The organism is Dyella sp. LX-66 (assembly GCF_018599165.1).
GTDB lineage: Bacteria > Pseudomonadota > Gammaproteobacteria > Xanthomonadales > Rhodanobacteraceae > Dyella_D > Dyella_D marensis.
Map to the genome: position 1 here is coordinate 186,957 of NZ_JAHFVJ010000007.1, position 18,202 is coordinate 205,158.

General features: G+C 69.3%; 15 protein-coding genes. 10 read left to right on the forward strand and 5 right to left on the reverse strand.

What is annotated here, in order from left to right:
• Positions 1-6: 6 nt before the first annotated feature.
• On the reverse strand, positions 7-474 hold the full coding sequence (locus KK141_RS15620; RefSeq protein ID WP_214571488.1) for a hypothetical protein: 468 nt from the start codon (positions 472-474) through the stop codon (positions 7-9).
• 273 nt (positions 475-747) lie between these two features.
• On the opposite strand from KK141_RS15620, the gene KK141_RS15625 reads away from it, so the two are divergent.
• Both KK141_RS15625 and KK141_RS15630 read left to right on the forward strand, forming a co-directional pair.
• A complete protein-coding gene (locus KK141_RS15625; RefSeq protein ID WP_214571489.1) occupies positions 748-1,905 on the forward strand; it encodes an isovaleryl-CoA dehydrogenase in 1,158 nt (385 codons plus the stop codon).
• Positions 1,906-2,044: 139 nt separating this feature from the next.
• Positions 2,045-2,278 (forward strand): hypothetical protein, encoded by a 234-nt coding sequence (locus tag KK141_RS15630; RefSeq protein ID WP_214571490.1) that lies wholly within the window; start codon positions 2,045-2,047, stop codon positions 2,276-2,278.
• A gap of 33 nt (positions 2,279-2,311) precedes the next feature.
• Here the strand turns inward: KK141_RS15630 and KK141_RS15635 are convergent, their stop codons facing one another.
• Positions 2,312-5,152, reverse strand: a complete 2,841-nt coding sequence (locus KK141_RS15635; RefSeq protein ID WP_250901782.1) for a S8 family serine peptidase — start codon at positions 5,150-5,152, stop codon at positions 2,312-2,314.
• A 217-nt stretch (positions 5,153-5,369) separates the two neighbouring features.
• Between KK141_RS15635 and KK141_RS15640 the strand changes: the two genes are divergently transcribed.
• The 6 genes from KK141_RS15640 to KK141_RS15665 all read left to right on the forward strand — a co-directional run bounded on the left by KK141_RS15640 (position 5,370) and on the right by KK141_RS15665 (position 14,343).
• Complete coding sequence (locus tag KK141_RS15640) at positions 5,370-6,551, forward strand: acetyl-CoA C-acyltransferase (RefSeq protein WP_214571491.1); 1,182 nt, start codon at positions 5,370-5,372, stop codon at positions 6,549-6,551.
• Between the two features lie 146 nt (positions 6,552-6,697).
• Positions 6,698-7,057, forward strand: a complete 360-nt coding sequence (locus tag KK141_RS15645; RefSeq protein ID WP_214571492.1) for a hypothetical protein — start codon at positions 6,698-6,700, stop codon at positions 7,055-7,057.
• Positions 7,058-7,222: 165 nt separating this feature from the next.
• Positions 7,223-8,830 carry a carboxyl transferase domain-containing protein gene (locus tag KK141_RS15650; protein WP_214571493.1) on the forward strand — a complete coding sequence of 536 codons (1,608 nt, stop codon included), beginning with the start codon at positions 7,223-7,225 and terminating at the stop codon, positions 8,828-8,830.
• A gap of 126 nt (positions 8,831-8,956) precedes the next feature.
• Positions 8,957-10,693 carry a J domain-containing protein gene (locus KK141_RS15655; RefSeq protein ID WP_214571494.1) on the forward strand — a complete coding sequence of 579 codons (1,737 nt, stop codon included), beginning with the start codon at positions 8,957-8,959 and terminating at the stop codon, positions 10,691-10,693.
• A gap of 42 nt (positions 10,694-10,735) precedes the next feature.
• Positions 10,736-12,418 (forward strand): molecular chaperone HscC, encoded by a 1,683-nt coding sequence (locus KK141_RS15660; RefSeq protein ID WP_214571495.1) that lies wholly within the window; start codon positions 10,736-10,738, stop codon positions 12,416-12,418.
• The gene (locus KK141_RS15665; protein WP_214571496.1) at positions 12,415-14,343 is read left to right on the forward strand and encodes a J domain-containing protein; all 1,929 of its coding nucleotides are present in this window, start codon (positions 12,415-12,417) and stop codon (positions 14,341-14,343) included. The genes KK141_RS15660 and KK141_RS15665 overlap by 4 nt, the downstream gene beginning before the upstream one ends.
• On the opposite strand, the gene KK141_RS15670 is transcribed toward KK141_RS15665, so the two are convergent.
• From KK141_RS15670 to KK141_RS15680, 3 genes are read right to left on the reverse strand one after another with little or no spacing between them, the layout of a single operon-like run.
• A complete protein-coding gene (locus tag KK141_RS15670; protein WP_214571497.1) occupies positions 14,334-14,636 on the reverse strand; it encodes a DUF6587 family protein in 303 nt (100 codons plus the stop codon). The genes KK141_RS15665 and KK141_RS15670 overlap by 10 nt on opposite strands.
• On the reverse strand, positions 14,633-16,492 hold the full coding sequence (locus KK141_RS15675) for a ferrous iron transporter B (protein ID WP_214571498.1): 1,860 nt from the start codon (positions 16,490-16,492) through the stop codon (positions 14,633-14,635). The genes KK141_RS15670 and KK141_RS15675 overlap by 4 nt, the downstream gene beginning before the upstream one ends.
• Positions 16,492-16,734 carry a FeoA family protein gene (locus KK141_RS15680; RefSeq protein ID WP_214571499.1) on the reverse strand — a complete coding sequence of 81 codons (243 nt, stop codon included), beginning with the start codon at positions 16,732-16,734 and terminating at the stop codon, positions 16,492-16,494. The genes KK141_RS15675 and KK141_RS15680 overlap by 1 nt, the downstream gene beginning before the upstream one ends.
• Before the next feature lie 179 nt (positions 16,735-16,913).
• On the opposite strand from KK141_RS15680, the gene KK141_RS15685 reads away from it, so the two are divergent.
• Complete coding sequence (locus KK141_RS15685) at positions 16,914-17,708, forward strand: enoyl-CoA hydratase/isomerase family protein (protein WP_214571500.1); 795 nt, start codon at positions 16,914-16,916, stop codon at positions 17,706-17,708.
• Positions 17,709-17,753: 45 nt separating this feature from the next.
• Positions 17,754-18,143 carry a VOC family protein gene (locus KK141_RS15690; protein ID WP_214571501.1) on the forward strand — a complete coding sequence of 130 codons (390 nt, stop codon included), beginning with the start codon at positions 17,754-17,756 and terminating at the stop codon, positions 18,141-18,143.
• Positions 18,144-18,202 lie beyond the last annotated feature (59 nt).

Here is an 18,202-nt window from a genome sequence, read left to right on the forward strand (position 1 = left end):
TGCCGGCTACGCCGGCTGCCGCTGCGCGTGGCCGTAGCGCACCGGGAAACGGTGCATCGCGCGTTCCAGCTGCGCGAAGAATTCCTGCAGCTGGATCTGCGTGACCAGGAACAGCAGGCCACGGCCGTTGTGCCAGGCGTCGTACAGCGTCTGGCCGTCGCGCGCGGGATCGACCAGGGCCACCGTCACGGCGGTGAGGTCTTCCTGCACCGGCCGCTGCAGATGCAGGCCGATGCGGTCGCTGACGCTGCACAGGTGCAGTTCGGTCAGTTCGCCTTCCAGCAGCAGCGGCAGCTTCAGGCACCAGGCCTGCAGGTCCACCGCGGACAGCAAGGTGCCGTGCGCGTGCAGCGCGCGATCCTGCGCTTCGCAGCGGGCATCGACCAGCAGTTGATTGCGGCACCAGGCGTCGTCGGCGGACGGCTGTTCCCGGCGCAGCACGCGCAGGCGCAGTCCGCCCAGCTCGATGCTCACCGATGCGCCGCGTGTCCAGACTCCCCTGCGCAGCCGCCGGCGCGCCCAAGCGCTCAAGCCCCCGAGCAATGCCGGGAGCGCGAGAAAACCTCTCACATCCATACTCCCTGAGGTGCCCCCACCCACTTATTTTGGGTAACTGTGATCTAGTTCACGGACAGAAGCAATCGGACTAATTCCGACTTCAAACGCCGCCGTGGTGCGCTGCGCCAAAGGCCGGGACGGCTCCTGCGTTAGCATTTCCGGCTCCCCCGCCTCTGCCGGAAGCTTCCGATGCGTCCATTTTCCCTCGGTGAAGAGCTCGACCTGTTGCGCGAAAGCGTGCACGCCTTCGCGGAAAAGGAGATTGCCCCCCGCGCCACCCAGCTCGACCACGACAACGTCTTCCCGGCCGACCTCTGGCGCAAATTCGGCGAGATGGGCCTGCTCGGCATGACGGTGCCCGAGACCTACGGCGGTACCGGCCTGGGCTACCTCGCGCACATGGTGGCGATGGAAGAGATCTCCCGCGCTTCCGGTTCGGTGGGTCTGTCCTACGGCGCGCATTCCAACCTGTGCGTGCAGAACCTGTTCCACAACGGCAACGAGGAACAGCGCCGCAAGTACATCCCCAAGCTGTGCTCGGGCGAATACGTGGGCGCGCTGGCCATGAGCGAACCCGGCGCCGGTTCCGACGTGGTCGGCTCGATGAGCTGCAAGGCCGAGCTGCGCGGCGACGTGTGGGTGGCCAACGGCTCCAAGATGTGGATCACCAACGGCCCCGACGCCGACGTGCTGCTGGTCTACATGCGCACCGCGCCGCGTCCGGCCGGCAGCCGCTGCATGACCGCCTTCATCATCGAAAAGGGCATGAAGGGTTTCAGCACCGCGCAGAAGCTGGACAAGCTGGGCATGCGCGGCTCCAACACCTGCGAGCTGGTGTTCGAGGACTGCGAGATCCCTGCCGAGAACATCGTCGGCGAAGTCAACGAAGGCGTGCGCGTGCTGATGAGCGGCCTGGACACCGAACGCCTGGTGCTGTCCGGCGGCCCGCTCGGCCTGATGCAGGCCGCGATGGACCTGGTGCTGCCCTATGTGCGCGAGCGCAAGCAGTTCAATGCGCCGATCGGCACCTTCGGCATGATGCAGGCCAAGGTTGCCGACATGTACACCGCGCTGCAGTCCTCGCGCGGTTTCGCCTACATGGTGGCGCAGGAATTCGACCACGGCAGCAAGTCGCGCATCGACCCGGCGGCCTGCCTGCTCAACGCTTCGCAGAACGCGGTGAAGGTGGCGCTGGAAGCGATCCAGGCGCTGGGCGGCAACGGCTATATCAACGAGTTCCCGGCCGGCCGCCTGCTGCGCGACGCCAAGCTGTACGAGATCGGCGCCGGCACCAACGAGATCCGCCGCATGCTGATCGGCCGCGAGCTGTTCCACGGCAAGTCCTGAGCCCCATCCTGATCCAGGCAGCGGATCGCGCACGCGCGTGCGCGATCCGTCGCGGCAACGTCATGAAAGCGACACGGCCCGAGGCGATCCTGCGCCACGCTGATCCAGCGGCTACCGGCCCGCGTTGCGCGGGCACGTCATGAAGAACGATTGCATCCATTCCGATCCGCTGGTGCACGAAGCGCGCAAGGCGGTTGCCGACCTGCTGCTGACCTGCCGCATGCGCCATGCGAATGCCGAACGCGGCATCGCCACGCCGGTGCCGGCCGACGCCGCCATCGACCAGCTTGCCGGCCTGCTCGCCAGCCGCCCCCGCTACGCTTCGCGCCGCGGCCACTACCAACCGTTCGGCCTGCGCCCCGGCACGCGCTGAGCCACCCCGGCGCGCGCCGATGCCGCGCGGCGCCTACCAGCGGTACTGATACGCCAGCGTGGCCATGCTCGACTGGTCGCGCTGGCCGAAGTACTGGTCGTAGCCCAGCAGCAGCGCGCCGCGCGACGAGAAGCGCCAGTCCAGTTCCAGCCCGGCCAGGCCCGCATAGCGCGCCAGCCCGATGCCGCCCAGCGGCGCCCATTGATTGAGCCCGGTGAAGCTGGCGTCGAACACGTCGCCGCGCGTGGCGAACGACTGCTGCCAGGACAGCCGTGCTTTCAGATCCAGCCGGCCCAGGCTGGGCACCAGCCAGCTGTGCGCCGCGCGCAGGCCGGCGCCGGCCTGCCAGCGTTCGATGGTCTGGCCCGGCGACTTCAGGCCGAAGCCGTAGCCGCCCAGTTCGTTGAAGCCATCGCGCTGGATGCGCGTGTATTGCACGTCGACATACGGTGTGATGCGCAGGCCGGCGGCGTCGAAGCGGTAGCCGCTTTCGCCATAGGCCACGCCATAGCGGCCGCGCGTATCGCTGGCCACCGCGGTGGTGGCGTCGCCGAGCTGCAGTTGGCGGCGCATGTTTTCCTGGTAGTCGCCGATGCCGAGGCGGCCCATCGCATACCAGGAATCGCGCATGACGCCGGCATACAGGCTGCCCTCGACCGCGCGGCTGCGGCCCTGGTCCGCGCTCTCGGCCAGGCGGCCCAGGCCCTGCATCTGCGCCACCGCGAAACCGGCAAAGCCATTCGGGCCGAGGCGGCGGTCCTGGCCGACCATCCAGCCGTTCAAATCCATACCGACGTTGCCGTAGCCGGCGCGCGCCATCGAACCCTGGTAGCCGAGGTTCTGCGCCCAGCCGCCGGCCTGCGGCGCCTGTGCGAGTTCGTCGAAGCGGTCGGAGAACGCGCGCGTGCTGGCGTCGATCGCCTGCAGGGTCATCGCCGCGCTCGCCGCGTGCAACTGGCCGGACAGGCTTTCCAGCGACTGCTGCGCCGAGCCGAGATTCGGCGACTGCTGCAGCAGCGCCGCGCCCTGGATAAAGCCGGACGCCGCCGCCTGCCCGCTCACGCCGTTCTGCGCGAGCTGCGTATTGAGCTGCTGGAACGCGCCGTCCACGCGCTGCGCCGCGCCCATCGAAGCAGCGGTGTAGCTCATGCCCTGCACCGCCGTCACCTGCACCTGGGTGACGTTGAGCCAGGCGCTGGTGGCGTCGTAATTGATCGACGCATTGAGGAAGACGTTGGACGCGGTGTTGACCGCCGAGAACGTGCCGGTGAGCCTGCCGTTCGCCACCAGCACATTGGTATGCGTATTGGCGACATAGCCCGAACCCGCGCCGATCACGTAGAGATCGCCGCCGCCGAGCGTGGCGTCGCCGCCGGTGCGCAGCGCCGAACCCAGTTCGAGTGCGAGACGGCCGCCGCTCATCTGCTGATAGCTGCCCGCTACGTTGACGTCGCCGCCGCGCACGGTGAGCACGCCGGCATTGGCCACGTTGCCGCCGATGCTATGGGTGTCGGTGAGCGTGCCCTGCGTGCTGATCGCCACGCCGGAAGCCAGCGATTTCGCCGACAGCACGCCGCCCTGCACCTGGGTCAGGCCCGTGTAAGTGGATGGCTGGGTCAGCAGCAAGGTGCCGGTGCCCTGCTTGATCAGGCCGCCGGCGCCGGAGATCGGGTTGTTCCAGCTGGAGCTGCCGGCGAAGTTCACCGTGACGTCGCCCCAGTCGAACTTCGCCGGACCGTTCACCGCCTTGCCCACGTCGAGCATGCCGTAGCCGATGGTGGCGTCCGGCCCCGGCGTACCGAGATCCGCCGCGGTGCCGAGCAGGGTCTGCCGCACCAGATCGTTGCTGAAATACGGATAGGCCTGCCACACCAGGGCCGCCGCGCCCGACACCTGCGGCGCCGCGAACGAGGTGCCGGTGATGATGTAGTAGCTGGTATTGCCGACGGTGTCGTCCTTGCCGGTGACGATCAGGTTGCCCGGCGCGGCCAGGCAGTAGTTCATGGCGATGCCGCAGGCATTCGAATAGCTGGCCAGCTTGGTGGGGTTGTTGCTGTCCACCGCCACCACGGTCAGCCAGCCGCGGGTGAGGTCGGGCGCGCGCGCCGGCAGTGCGGCCACGTCGCTGGGGTTGGCTTTCGAATCGTTGCCCGCGGCGAACACCACCAGGCCGCCCCAGGTGTTGACGAAGCGGTTGTAGGCGTCGTGGAAGCTCTGCGTGGTGGCGGTGGCGGTGGCGTCCCAATACAGGCCGCCCCAGGAGTTGTTCATCACCTTCACGCCGTTGGCGATCAGGTCGTCGTTGATCGCGCCCAGCGGGTCGGCGGTGGTGACGCGGTTGCCCTGGCCGGAGCCGTCGTCGGTCGGCGCCTTGTCGGCGATGATGCGCGCCGACACGATGTCCGCCCCCGGCGCGATGCCGCCGACGAACTGCCCCACCGGCTTGCCCGCGGCCACCTGCGACACCCAGGTGCCGTGGCCGACCACGTCGTCGATGCTGGTGTTGTTGACGCTGGGGTCGACATAGATGAGGTCCGCCAGCACGCGCCCGGCCAGCGCCGGGTGGTTGCGCATGACGCCGCTGTCGACCACGCCGATGGTGACGCCCTGGCCGGTATAGCCCTGCGCGTGCGCCGCATTGGTGTCGGTCAGCGTGAGCTGCGCGTCGATCGGCGGCTGCGGACTGGAGGGCTGCGACGGCGTCGAAGGCGTGCTGGGCGGCGTGCCCGGCGAGGCGCGGACATTGCCGCTGCCGCCGCCTCCGCCGCAGGCGCTCAGGCCCAATGCCACGACGACGGCCAGGCACACTTCGCGCTGGCGCGGAAAACCGTTCCCCATGCCCATGATCTTGATCCCCAGGCTTTGACGACCCATGTCAGTGCCGGCGCGGCTTGCCCGCGGCCGGCGATTCCTGCGGCTAATGTTGGCACAAAGCCGGCGCAACGAATTGCGAAGGAATAATGACGGAGGTCGCATGCAAACCCCTGGTGCGGCAACGGTTTGCCGACAGTGGTAGGCGGCTGCGATAATCCGGCGATCGCTACACACCCTACGGGCATCCCCTGCCCACCCAGTCCTTGCGGAGATCCCCATGTCGGACGTCAGTGTTGTCATCGCGGGCGCCAAGCGCACCGCCATCGGCTCTTTCCTCGGCCAGTTCACCGGCGTGCCCACCCCCACGCTGGGCGCCACCGCCATCAAGGCCGCACTGGAGCAGGCTGGCATCGCCGCACAGGACGTCAATGAAGTGCTGATGGGCTGCGTGCTGCCCGCCAACCTCGGCCAGGCCCCGGCCCGCCAGGCCGCGCTCAAGGCCGGCCTGCCCACCGCCGTCGGCTGCACCACCGTCAACAAGGTGTGCGGCTCCGGCATGAAGGCCATCATGCTCGGCCACGACCTGATCAAGGCCGGCTCGTCCGCCGTGGTGGTGGCCGGCGGCATGGAGTCGATGACCAATGCGCCGCACATGGTCAACGCGCGCACCGGCATCCGCTACGGCGATGGCCAGCTGGTCGACCACATGGCCTGGGACGGCCTGACCAATCCGTACGACGGCAAGGCCATGGGCGTGTTCGGCGAGCTGTGCGCCGACAAGTACCACTTCACCCGCGAGGAGCAGGACGCCTTCGCCATCGAGTCGGTCAAGCGCGCGCAGGCCGCGCAGCAGAACGGCGCCTTCACCGGCGAGATCGTCCCGGTCACCGTGGCCGGCCGCAAGGGCGACGTGGTGGTGGACACCGACGAGCAGCCGGGCCGCTCGGACATCGCCAAGGTGCCGGCCCTCAAGCCCGCCTTCCGCAAGGAGAACGGCACCATCACCGCCGCCAGCTCCTCCAGCATCTCCGACGGCGCCGCCGCCGTGGTGCTGCTCTCGGCCGACGACGCCAAGGCCCGCGGCATCCAGCCGCTGGCGCGCATCGTGGCGCACGCCACCCATTCGCAGGAACCGGAGTGGTTCACCACCGCCCCGGTCAGCGCCATGCAGAAGGTGCTGGAGAAGGCCGGCTGGAAGGTCGCCGACGTGGACCTGTTCGAAGTCAACGAAGCCTTCGCCGTGGTGGCCATGGCGCCGATGCGCGAGCTGGGCATCCCGCACGACAAGCTCAATGTCAACGGCGGCGCCTGCGCGCTCGGCCATCCGATCGGCGCCAGCGGCACCCGCCTGGTGGTGACCCTGCTCAACGCGCTGAAGACCCGCGGCCTGAAGCGCGGCGTCGCCTCGCTGTGCATCGGCGGCGGCGAAGCCACCGCCATCGCGGTCGAACTGATCTAAAGCAGAACAGGCATGGCCTGGCCGGTACCCCCATGAAAGGGGGATAACCGGCTATGGCCTTGTTAAATAAAGATGTGGCGCAAATTCCGCGAAAGCGCTATTAATACGCCCGCCAAACGGCATTCCACGGCAAAGGAGATTCAACAATGAAGTTCACGCGTACCCTACTCGCCTCCGCGCTCGTCGCGCTGCTGGCGGCTTGCAGCAACGGCGCGCAGGATTCCGCGCAGGACGCCCAGAAGTCGGCTGACCAGGCTCAGCAGTCGGCTGACCAGGCTCAGAAGGCTGCCCAGGCTCCGGCCGCCGCCGCGACCGCCGCTCCGGCTTCGACCGCTGCTGCTCCGGCTTCGACCGCCGCTGCCCCGGCTGCTGCCGGCACCGCCCCGGCTGCCGCCATGGAGCAGGCTGCCGACGCCGCTTCCAAGGCCGCCGACGCTGCCAAGGACGCTGCCGGCGCCGCCAAGGACGCCGCGGACAAGGCGAAGGACGCCGCCAAGGGTCAGTAATCCCTTAGCGATTCGCTTCAAGGAAAACCGGTCGCGCAAGCGGCCGGTTTTTTTTCGTCCGCGAGAAATAGCGCACCGCCGCGCGAGGAAATGCGGCGGTGCGTTTCGGCCCCGGCGCGCCGGCCGCTATCATCCGGCCTTTCCCCTCGAACGCGCCCTCGCCTCATGAGTGTCCTTACCTCGCAGCTCGATACCCGCTCGCCCGAATTCCAGGCCGGCAGCGCCAACCTGCGCGCGCTGGTGGACGACCTGCACCACCAGCTGGCCGTCAGCGCGGAAGGCGGTGGCGACAAGGCGCGCGAGAAGCACACCGCGCGCGGCAAGCTGCTGCCGCGCGAACGCATCCGCGCCCTGCTCGATCCGGGCTCGCCCTTCCTCGAACTCTCGCCGCTGGCCGCGCACGGCATGTACGACGACGCCGCGCCAGCCGCCGGCATCATCACCGGCATCGGCCGCGTGCACGGCATCGAAGTGGTGGTGGTCGCCAACGACGCCACCGTCAAGGGCGGCACCTATTTCCCGATGACGGTGAAGAAGCACCTGCGCGCGCAGGAAGTGGCGCTGGAAAACCGCCTGCCCTGCGTCTGCCTGGTCGATTCCGGCGGCGCCTTCCTGCCGCTGCAGGACGAAGTATTCCCGGACCGGGAACACTTCGGCCGCATCTTCTACAACCAGGCGCGCATGTCGGGCCTCGGCATTCCGCAGATCGCCGTGGTGATGGGCTCCTGCACCGCCGGCGGCGCCTACGTGCCGGCGATGAGCGACGAGACCATCATCGTGCGCGAGCAGGGCACCATCTTCCTGGGCGGCCCGCCGCTGGTGAAGGCCGCCACCGGCGAAGTGGTGGACGCCGAGGCGCTGGGCGGCGCGGACGTCCATACGTCCGTCTCCGGCGTGGCCGACCATTTCGCCGAGAACGACGCGCACGCGCTGTCGATCGCCCGCGACATCGTGGCCAGCCTCAATCGCAAGAAGGACATCCCGCTGGCCCCGCGCGCGCCGGCCGAGCCGCGCTACCCCGCCGAGGAGCTGTACGGCGTGATCCCGCAGGACACGCGCCGCCCGTTCGACATCCGTGAGGTGATCGCGCGCATCGTCGACGGTTCCGAATTCCACGAATTCAAGGCGCGCTACGGCAAGACCCTGGTCTGCGGCTTCGCGCATATCCACGGCTACCCCGTGGGCATCGTCGCCAACAACGGCATCCTGTTCGCCGAGAGCGCGCTCAAGGGCGCGCACTTCATCGAGCTGTGCAACCAGCGCAACGTGCCGCTGGTGTTCCTGCAGAACATCACCGGCTTCATGGTCGGCAAGAAGTACGAAAACGCCGGCATCGCCAAGGACGGCGCCAAGATGGTCACCGCCGTGGCCTGCTCGCACGTGCCGAAGTTCACCGTGGTGATCGGCGGCAGCTTCGGCGCCGGCAACTACGCCATGTGCGGCCGCGCCTACGGCGCGCGCTTCCTGTGGATGTGGCCGAACTCGCGCATCAGCGTGATGGGCGGCGAGCAGGCCTCCTCGGTGCTGGCCACCGTGCGCCGCGACGGCCTGGAAGCGGCCGGCAAGAGCTGGAGCGCCGAAGACGAAGAAGCCTTCAAGGCGCCGATCCGCGAGCAGTACGAGCGCCAGGGCCACCCCTACTACGCCAGCGCGCGCCTGTGGGACGACGGCATCATCGACCCGGCCGACACCCGCCGCGTGCTGGGCCTGGCCATCTCCGCCTCGCTCAATGCGCCGATCGAGCCGCAGCGCTACGGCGTGTTCCGCATGTAACCGAAACGCGGCATGCTCTTTCGACAGGGGGACGGAACGTGCACGCACCACGCATAGCAGCCATCGCGCCGAAGGGCGCGATGGGCCGGCCCCAGGAAGAGGACCGGCACCACGGCAGGGAATCGCATGATCCACGGCATCTTTGAACGGCTGGGCCTGACGCCCGACGCCGACGAGCAGGCGATCAAGCGCGCCTACGCGCAGCGGTTGAAGCAGCACCGGCCGGACGAAGACGCGGCGGGCTTCCAGCGCCTGCACGATGCCTACCAGCAGGCGCTGCAGTGGTGCCGCAACCGCGTCGCCATGCCCGCGCCCGCCGCGCCCACGCCCGCTCCGGCCGCCGAGCGCGTTCCGCGCCTGCAGCCGATCGCGCAGGCGCCGCCCGCCACGGCGATGGACCGCCACGACGCGATCCACGTCGACCCCGACAACTTCCTGCGCGAACTCTCGCTGATCGCCGTCCAGGGCGACGCCGCCGCGCTGCGCCGCTGGCTGGAGAACCACCCCGGCCTGTGGTCGCTGCGGCTCAAGCAGCAGCTCGGCGACGCGGTACTGGAGCAACTGCGCCACAACCCCATGCCGATGCCGGCGACGTGCATCGACACGCTGCTGGACTACTTCGAACTGGACCAGGTCGCCCGCGGCGCCGACGGCCCCCTGCTCTTTTACCTGCGCGAAACCTGCCACCAGCGCTACATGCCGATCGGCCGCTATCTCGCCCAGCATCCGGAAGAGCGGCAGCTGGACGCGCGCTTCGAACAGGACAGCTTCCTGGCGCGCCTGCAGGAACTGTGCACGGCCGGCGACCCGGCCGACCTGTGGGCCTGGCTGATTCTGCGCAACATGGCCTGGTCGCTTTCGGAAGCACAGCAGGCCGGCCGCGCCACGCTGGACTGGCTGCGCGCCGAACCGCGGCCGATGCCGCGCCTGTGCTACGAGCAGCTCGCCGAATTCTTCGAATGGACGGACGACGCGCTGGGCGACGACGCGCAGGCCACGCAGTCGCTGGTGGCCGAACGCCACCTGGCCTGGCTGATGGCGCCGGCCCGCGTGAATCTGCTGGCGCGCGCGGTGGAAGACCCGCAGCAGCGCTACATCGACGTGGCCCGCACGCGCCGGCTGCGCGACCAGCTCGCGCGCCCTTTCAGCTGGCCGCGCATCCTGCTGCTCGCGCTGTCGCTGTCGCTGCCGCGCGAACTGGGCGATTTCATTTTCCGGCTGCGCGCCGCGGTCGGCCTGCATGGCCGCCACGTGCGTCTGCTCGGCCGCTATTTCGACCATCGCTCGCTGTACTTCTGGAGCGAAGCCGGCGCACCGGGCCAGCTGACCCGGCCCAAGCTGATCGTATGGGGCGTGCGCCTGCTGGCTGCGCTGGCCGTGGAAGCGTCGATCTGCTTTTTCGTTGCCTGGCAGGCCGGCCCCGCGGCCGACCCGGAGCGCTACGTCGGCATCGCGACGCTGGCGACGTTCGGCCTGCCGCTCTACGTCATCGTGTTCAACTTCCTGCTGTTCTGGCAGACCTTGCCCGGGCCGCATTCGCGCCTGGCCACGGCGATCCAGGCAAGCTTCATTCCGATGGTCTGCGCACTCTCCTTCGCCGCCGCCCAGCTGCCGCCGCCGCATTACGTCTCCAACGGCGTGGCGGCGTCGGCGATGCTGCTGGCACTGCTCACCTATCTGAAGCGCGAGGACGCCAACAAATACCTGCCCAGGGTGATCCTGCTGATAGGCGCGATCTGCGCGTTCCGCAGCTACGTCGGAGACAGCACGCTGTGGTTCCAGTGGACGTCCGCCCTGGCCATGGTGTTCTGGGGCATGAGCCAGTCCTGGCTGACACGCAAGGCCACGCCCGGCGTGCGCTGAGCGCGCGGCACGGGTTTCATTTATCGACAGGGATTTGCAAGCATGATCGTCGGCATCGACCTAGGCACCACCCACTCGCTCGTCGGCCGCTACGGCGAGAGCGGCTCCACGCTGTTCCCCAATGCGCTGGGCGAACTGCTGACGCCCTCCGTGGTGAGCGTGGACGAACAAGGCCACATCATCGTCGGCCAGGCCGCGCGCGACCGCATGATCAGCCACCCCGGCGACAGCGTGGCCGCCTTCAAGCGCTGGATGGGCACCGCGCGCGAAACGCGGCTGGGCGCGCGCACGTTCCGGCCGGAGGAACTCTCGGCGCTGATCCTGCGCACGCTGATCGCCGACGCCGAAGCGGCCACCGGCGAGAAAGTGAGCGAAGCGGTGATCAGCGTGCCGGCCTATTTCTCCGACGCGCAGCGCAAGGCCACCCGCGCCGCCGGCGAACTGGCCGGCATCCGCGTGGAGCGGCTGATCAACGAACCCACCGCGGCAGCGCTGGCCTACGGCCTGCAGGAGCAGCGCGACGGCACGCGCTTCCTGGTGTTCGACCTGGGCGGCGGTACCTTCGACGTGTCGATCCTGGAGATGTTCGACGGCGTGGTCGAAGTGCATGCCAGCGCCGGCGACAACTATCTCGGCGGCGAGGATTTCCTCGACGTGCTGGAAGCGGCCTTCCACGCCGATCACAAGTTGGGCGAGCTGTCGCCGCAGGAACGCGGCCAGCTGCGCCGCCGCCTGGAGCAGGCCAAGCGCGAGCTCGGCGCCGGCCAGGCGCAGGTGAACTGGAAGCGCGGCGAGGAGCTGCTGTCCTGGAGCATCGACGAAGAACGCTTCGCCCGCCTCAGCGAGGAACTGGTGCAGCGCATGCGCGCGCCGCTGGAACGCGCCATGCGCGATGCGCGCCTGCAGCCGAACCAGCTCGACGAGATCATCCTGGTCGGCGGCGCCAGCCGCATGCCGCTGGCGGCGCGCCTGGTCTCGCGCATGTTCGGCCGGCTGCCGCTGCGCCATATCAATCCGGACCAGGCCATCGCCATGGGCGCCTGCGCCGCGGCCGGCATGAAGGCGCGCGACCAGCGCCTGGACGAAGTGATCCTCACCGACGTCTGCCCCTACACGCTGGGCATCGCGGTCTCGCGCCGCGACGAAGGCGGCACCGAGCAGGACGGCTTCTTCGCGCCGATCATCCACCGCAACAGCACGGTGCCGGTGAGCCGCGAGGAGCGGTTCTATCCCACCCGCGACCACCAGCGCGAAATCAAGCTGCGCGTGTTCCAGGGCGAGAACCCGATGGTCGAGCGCAACATCAAGCTGGGCGAGCTGGACATTCCGCTGCCGCCGCAGCGCAGCCCGCAGGAGAACGCGGTGAACGTGCGCTTCACCTACGACGTCAACGGCGTGCTGCAGGTGGAAGCCGAAGTGATCGCCACGCGCGAGCGCCACGAGCTGGTACTGGAGCAGAACCCCGGCGTGCTCAGCCCCGAGGAAATCCGCGCGCGCCTGCTGGCGCTGGAAAGCATCAAGGTGCATCCGCGCGACAAGCAGGAGAACATCGCCATGCTCGCCCGCGCCGAACGCCTGTACGAGGAATACGTGCAGGCACGCGACCAACTGCAGCACTGGATCGCGCGCTTCCGCTCGATCCTGGAAAGCCAGGACGAGCAGATGATCCGCGATCACCGCCGCCACTTCGGCGAAGCGCTGGATACGCTCGAGGCCAGCCTGTGAAGTCCCCGCTCGACTGGTTCGGCCTGCCGCCGGAAGCGGACGAGCGGGAGATCAAGCGCGCCTATGCCAAGCGCCTGCGGACGGTGCGCCCGGACGAGGATCCGGCCGGCTTCCAGCAACTGCACGAGATGTATCAGCGCGCGCTGGCGTGGCAGGCGCGCGCGGCGACGATGGCGATGGCGCCGGACGAGGACGAAGCGGAAGAGGACGACGGCGAGGAGCTGGAGCGCGTCGAAGAAACCGACGCACCTGTCGCGCCGCCTATGCCGGTGGTGCCGCCGATGCGTTCCGCACCGCATATGCCGCATGTGCCGAACCTGCCTCCGGCACCGCATATGCCACACGTGCCGCCCGCGGCACCGGCACCGCACATGCCGCGCGTGCCACCCGCAGCGGCGCCTGCACCGATGCCCCCGCCACCCGCTCCGGACACGCACCAGCCGTGGCGCCCCGTGCAGTTCGGCCAGCCGCCCGCGGCCGCGGCGCCGCAGGTGTTCGATCTGCAGGTCTTTATCGAGGCCTATCTGAAGCTCGCTCCGCTGGGCGACTCGCGCCAGCTGAAATCCTGGCTGCACGAGCAGCCGGCGCTGTGGTCGCTGCAGATCAAGCAGCAGGCGGGGCGCGCGCTGATCCAGCGGCTGCTGCAGGAAGTGCCGCCGATCGACGGGGCGAGCATGGACGCCACGCTGGGCTTCTTCGATCTGGAGCACACCCAGAGCGGCGTCGACGCGATGCACCTGCACCAGCTGCGCAACCTCGCGCAGGAGCGCTACCAGCTGGTCAAGCGCCACTCGCCCACCATGCAGCCCTGGGGCGCGAATGCGCAGTGGCTGGATATGGATGGCTTCTACGCCTGGCTGAGCGAGCAGGCGCTGGCCGGCGACCGCGCGGCGCTGGAAGCCGTGCTGTGCGTGCAGCCGGCGCTGCGCAACTTCACCGTGCGCCAGGCCGCCGCGCGGCCCTTGTTCGAACGGCTGTGGCTGGAGCGTCCGCCGATGCCGGCGGCCTGTGCCGCGCTGCTGATCCAGTTCTTCGGCCTGCGCCCGCTGCTGGCCCAGGCCGGACAGTCGCCGCAGGATTTCGCCGCGCGCCTGGAACTGTCCTGGCTGATGCAGGAGCGCAACAAGAAGGCGCTCGCCGCCACCACGCGCGACCCGAAGAAGCCCTACCCGATGCCGAACCAGGCCTGGCGCGAACTGCAGCGCCTGCGCCAGCCGTTCCGCTGGTGGTGGATCGCGTTCGCCGCGCTGATCCCGCACCAGCTCAGTTCGCTCGGACGCTTTGCGCTGCGCCTGTGCGGCGGCAACGTGCCCTTGCTCGACAGCTTCTTCGATCCGCGCCTCACCCGCTTCTGCATCGGCGCGGCGGAGCGCTTCGTGGTGACGCGGCCGCGGGTGATCGTCGGCGCGATCCGCTGCTTCGCGCTGCTGCTGTTCGGCACGCTGCTGTATGCGGTCGTGGACGACCCCGAAGGCCGTAACGTTTTTCCGATCCTGGCCGGCATCGCCACCGGCGCCTGGGCTTACTACCTGCTGTTCCTGGTGGCCTGGCGCTGGCAGCAGCAGCCGGAACAACCGGTGACGCCATGGCCCCTGCTGCGCATGGTCTTCGTACCGGTGTTGGCGCTGGCCGCGTTCGCCATCTACAGCTTCGGCCAGACCGACGACGGCAAGCCCCTGCTCTTCCCCGCCCTGCTGCTGGCGATACCGGCGCTCGCCCTCGGCTTCCTGCGCATGCGCGCGCGCAATCCGGGCAAGCGCTCGTTCCTGAGCAAGCTGCCGGATACGTTGGTCGGCGTGCTGGTGATCATCGCGGCCGTGGTGCTGCTGAGCGACGCGCGGCTGCCCGCGGCGGGCGCCGCGATGTTCTGGATGGTGGATCTGTTCAAGCAGCGCAAACAGCTGCGCTTCCGGCGTCAGCGCTGACGCGGACGGAATTCCAGCGGCTGCGCCTCGGGCCGCGCCGCGGACGGCGGCGTGGGTCCGCAGGTGCCGCAGGTGCCGCAGCCGTCGCCGCAGTTGCCGGTGGCCTGCGCCGGCTGCAGCCGGCGGCCCAGCGCGCGCAGCCAGGGCTTGCGCCACGGCTTGTTGAGCGAGGCCGAAGCCGCCGCCAGCCAGCGCGTGCTCAGGCCCGGCAGCAGCTTGCGGAAGGCGTACAGCGCGCTGCACAGCACCAGCACGCCGATGATCACCGCCTGCACGATGGCGAACGTAGTCACGACAGCGCCCTCGCCACCTGGTAGGTGATCAGCGAAGCCAGATAGGCCAGGCCGAACAGATAGCCCGCCGTGATCGCCACGTTGCGCCAGGAATTGGTCTCGCGGCGGATCACCGCCATGGTCGACATGCACTGCGGCGCGAACACGTACCAGGCCAGCAGCGACAGCGCCGTGGCCAGCGACCACTGCTGCGCGATCACCGGACCGAGCTGGCTGGCCAGCGCATCGTCGCCGCCGGCAGCCGCGGACATGGCGTACACCGTGCCCAGCGCCGACACCGCCACTTCGCGCGCGGCCAGGCCCGGGATCAGCGCGATGCAGATCTGCCAGTTGAAACCGATCGGCGCGAATACGTAGTGCAGCGCGCGGCCCAGGCGGCCGGCCAGGCTGTAGTCGATGGCCGGCTGGGTGGCGCCTTCCGGCGGCGCCGGGAAGCTGGACAGGAACCACAGCAGCACGGTGAGCGCCAGGATGATGCCGCCCACGCGCTTGAGGAAGATCAGCGCGCGTTCCCACAGGCCCAGCGCGATATCGCGCGGATTCGGCAGGCGGTACGAGGGCAGCTCCATCAGCAGCGCGTGCTCGCTCTTGTCCTTGCGGAAGCGCTTGATCACGAAGGCCACGCTGAGCGCGCTGACGATGCCCGCCACGTACAGCGTGAACAGCACGATGCCCTGCAGATTGAACACGCCCCACACCGTGCGCTGCGGAATGAAGGCCGCGATCAGCAGCGTGTACACCGGCAGGCGCGCCGAGCAGGTCATCAGCGGCGCCACCAGGATGGTGGTGAGGCGGTCGCGCGGGTCGGTGATGCTGCGCGTGGCCATGATGCCGGGGATGGCGCAGGCGAAGCTCGACAGCAGCGGAATGAAGGCGCGCCCGGTCAGGCCCGCCTTGAACATCAGCTTGTCCAGCAGGAAGGCCGCGCGCGGCAGGTAGCCGGATTCCTCCAGCACCAGGATGAACAAGAACAGGATCAGGATCTGCGGCAGGAACACCAGCACCGCACCGAGGCCCGCGAACACGCCGTCGTTGAGCAGGCTGTGCAGCGCGCTCCCCTGCGGCAATGCGCTGGTCACCCAGCCGCCGAGCGCGGCCACGCCGGCAGCGATGGCGTCCATCACCGGCTGCGCCCAGGAGAACACCGCCTGGAAGATCAGGAACATCAGCACCGCGAGAATGCCGAGGCCGAATACCGGATGCAGCGCCCAGCGGTCGAGCGCGTCGTCGATGGCATCGGTATTGCGCGGCATCACCACGGTGGCGGCGAGCAGCTCGCGCACCTGGCCGTGCAAGTCGGCGCGGCTGGCCGGGTCGTCGGCCTGCGCGGCGGCCGCCGCGGGAACCTCGCCGTCCACGCGTTCGATCAGCGCCTTCGCGCCGCCGCGCTTCACCGCGACGGTCTCGACCACCGGAATGCCGAGGCGCCGCTGCAGTTCGTCAATGTCGATCCGGATGCCGCGGCGGCGCGCGGTATCCATCATGTTCAGCGCCAGCACCACCGGGCGGCCCAGGCGCTTCACTTCCAGCACGAAGCGCAGGTGCAGGCGCAGGTTGGTGGCGTCGGCCACGCAGACGATGAGATCCGGCGCCGGCTCGCCCGGATAGGCGCCGGCGCAGACGTCGCGGGTGATCTGCTCGTCCGGGCTGGTGGCGTCGAAGCTGTAGGTGCCCGGCAGGTCGATCAGGTGCAGCACGCGGCCGCTGGGCGCGGTGAAGCGGCCTTCCTTGCGCTCCACGGTGACGCCGGCGTAATTGGCCACTTTCTGGCGGCCGCCGGTGAGCTGGTTGAACAGCGCCGTCTTGCCGCAGTTGGGATTGCCCACCAGGGCGATGCGCAGGGTGCTGGCGCTCATCAGTGTTCTCCCGTGCGCACGGTGACGCGCGCCGCTTCGCTGCGGCGCAGGGCGAAGCGCGTCGAGCCGATCTGGATCAGCAGCGGATCCGCGCCCAGCGGCCCGCGCGCCACCACGCGAACGGGCTCGCCGGCGACAAAACCCAGGTCGCGCAAGCGTTGCGCGATCGGATCGTCGGCAAGCACATCGTCCACTCGGTCCACCACGGCAGGCGCCCCTTTCGGCAGGTCGGACAGTCGCACGGCCAACACTCAAATAAGAATGGTTCGCATTGTAACCAGGTTGTGACGGAAACGGGGGAATCAACACCGGCGCCGGCGGCGGCATTCGCCACGAGTGGATCGCAAGCTCTTGCTGCCCCTTGGCCGTTGGCCGTCGCCTTTCACTAACCTAGGCGCTTTCCCCAGACCTCCAGGCCGCCATGTACACCAGCCTCCAGCTCGCCGATCGCGCCGGCGTCCGCACCATCGCGATGAACCGCCCGCAGGTGCACAACGCCTTCGACGTCAGCCTGATCGCCGAACTGACCGATGCGCTCGCCGCCGCCGGCCGCGACCCGGCCGTGCGCGCGGTGGTGCTCACCGGCGCAGGCGCCAGCTTCTCCGCCGGCGCCGACCTCAACTGGATGCGCGGCATGGCCAAGGCCAGCGAAGCGGAGAACCGCGAGGATTCGCTGCGCCTGGCCACGCTGATGCGCACTTTGCAATTCCTGCCCAAGCCCACCGTCGCGCGGGTCAACGGCGCGGCCTATGGCGGCGGCGTGGGCCTGGTCGCCTGCTGCGATATCGCCATCGGCGTGGACGGCGCGAAGTTCGGCCTCACCGAGGTCAAGCTCGGCCTGGTGCCGGCGGTGATCTCGCCGTACGTGATCGCCGCGATCGGGCTGCGCCAGTCGCGCCGCCTGTTCCTGACCGGCGAACTGTTCGACGCGCCCACCGCCCAGCGCATCGGCCTGCTGCACCAGTGCGTGCCGGCGGAGGAACTGGACAGCGCGGTGGACGCCGTGCTGGCCGCGTTCGTCAAGGCCGGCCCCGTCGCCCAGGCCGAAGCCAAGCGGCTGGCCCTGCGCATGGCCGGGCAGGACGAGGCGCAGGCCGAACGCATCGACCGCGAGAACGCCGAACTGATCGCACGCCTGCGCGTTTCCGCCGAAGGTCAGGAAGGACTCGGCGCTTTCCTCGACAAGCGCGCAGCGGCCTGGACCGCGCCGGCATAAACTCGCCGCGCCAGCCACCGTCATTCCCCGCAAGGAGTTGCTTCCATGCTCGACCATATCGGCGTGCCCGTTTCCAACTACGCACGCAGCAAGGCCTTCTACGAACGCGTGCTGGCCCCGCTCGGCGGCGGCCTGGCCATGGAAGTCACCCAGGAAGTGACAGGCAGCCGCTCGCATGCCGGCTTCGGCAAGGACGGCAAGCCTAGCTTCTGGATCAGCGCCGATCCGATCGCGCCGCTGTCGGCCATCCACGTGGCCTTCGTGGCGCCGACGCGCGAAGCGGTCGACCGCTTCTACGCCGCGGCCCTGGCCGCCGGCGGCACCGACAACGGCCCGCCCGGCCTGCGCCTGCACTACCACGACAACTACTACGCGGCCTTCGTGCTGGACCTGGACGGCCACAACGTGGAAGCCGTCTGCCACCAGCCCGCCTGACGCCGGGGCGCAGGTTGGGGTGAGCGCAGCGAACCCCGACACCACCACCGCCAAGCGCA

Coding starts and splice junctions, on each gene's coding strand:
- KK141_RS15625 (WP_214571489.1), top strand. CDS start 748: ATGCGTCCATTTTCCCTCGGTGAAGAGCTCGACCTGTTGCGCGAAAGC.
- KK141_RS15630 (WP_214571490.1), top strand. CDS start 2,045: ATGAAGAACGATTGCATCCATTCCGATCCGCTGGTGCACGAAGCGCGC.
- KK141_RS15635 (WP_250901782.1), bottom strand. CDS start 5,152: ATGGGTCGTCAAAGCCTGGGGATCAAGATCATGGGCATGGGGAACGGT.
- KK141_RS15640 (WP_214571491.1), top strand. CDS start 5,370: ATGTCGGACGTCAGTGTTGTCATCGCGGGCGCCAAGCGCACCGCCATC.
- KK141_RS15645 (WP_214571492.1), top strand. CDS start 6,698: ATGAAGTTCACGCGTACCCTACTCGCCTCCGCGCTCGTCGCGCTGCTG.
- KK141_RS15650 (WP_214571493.1), top strand. CDS start 7,223: ATGAGTGTCCTTACCTCGCAGCTCGATACCCGCTCGCCCGAATTCCAG.
- KK141_RS15655 (WP_214571494.1), top strand. CDS start 8,957: ATGATCCACGGCATCTTTGAACGGCTGGGCCTGACGCCCGACGCCGAC.
- KK141_RS15660 (WP_214571495.1), top strand. CDS start 10,736: ATGATCGTCGGCATCGACCTAGGCACCACCCACTCGCTCGTCGGCCGC.
- KK141_RS15675 (WP_214571498.1), bottom strand. CDS start 16,492: ATGAGCGCCAGCACCCTGCGCATCGCCCTGGTGGGCAATCCCAACTGC.
- KK141_RS15685 (WP_214571500.1), top strand. CDS start 16,914: ATGTACACCAGCCTCCAGCTCGCCGATCGCGCCGGCGTCCGCACCATC.
- KK141_RS15690 (WP_214571501.1), top strand. CDS start 17,754: ATGCTCGACCATATCGGCGTGCCCGTTTCCAACTACGCACGCAGCAAG.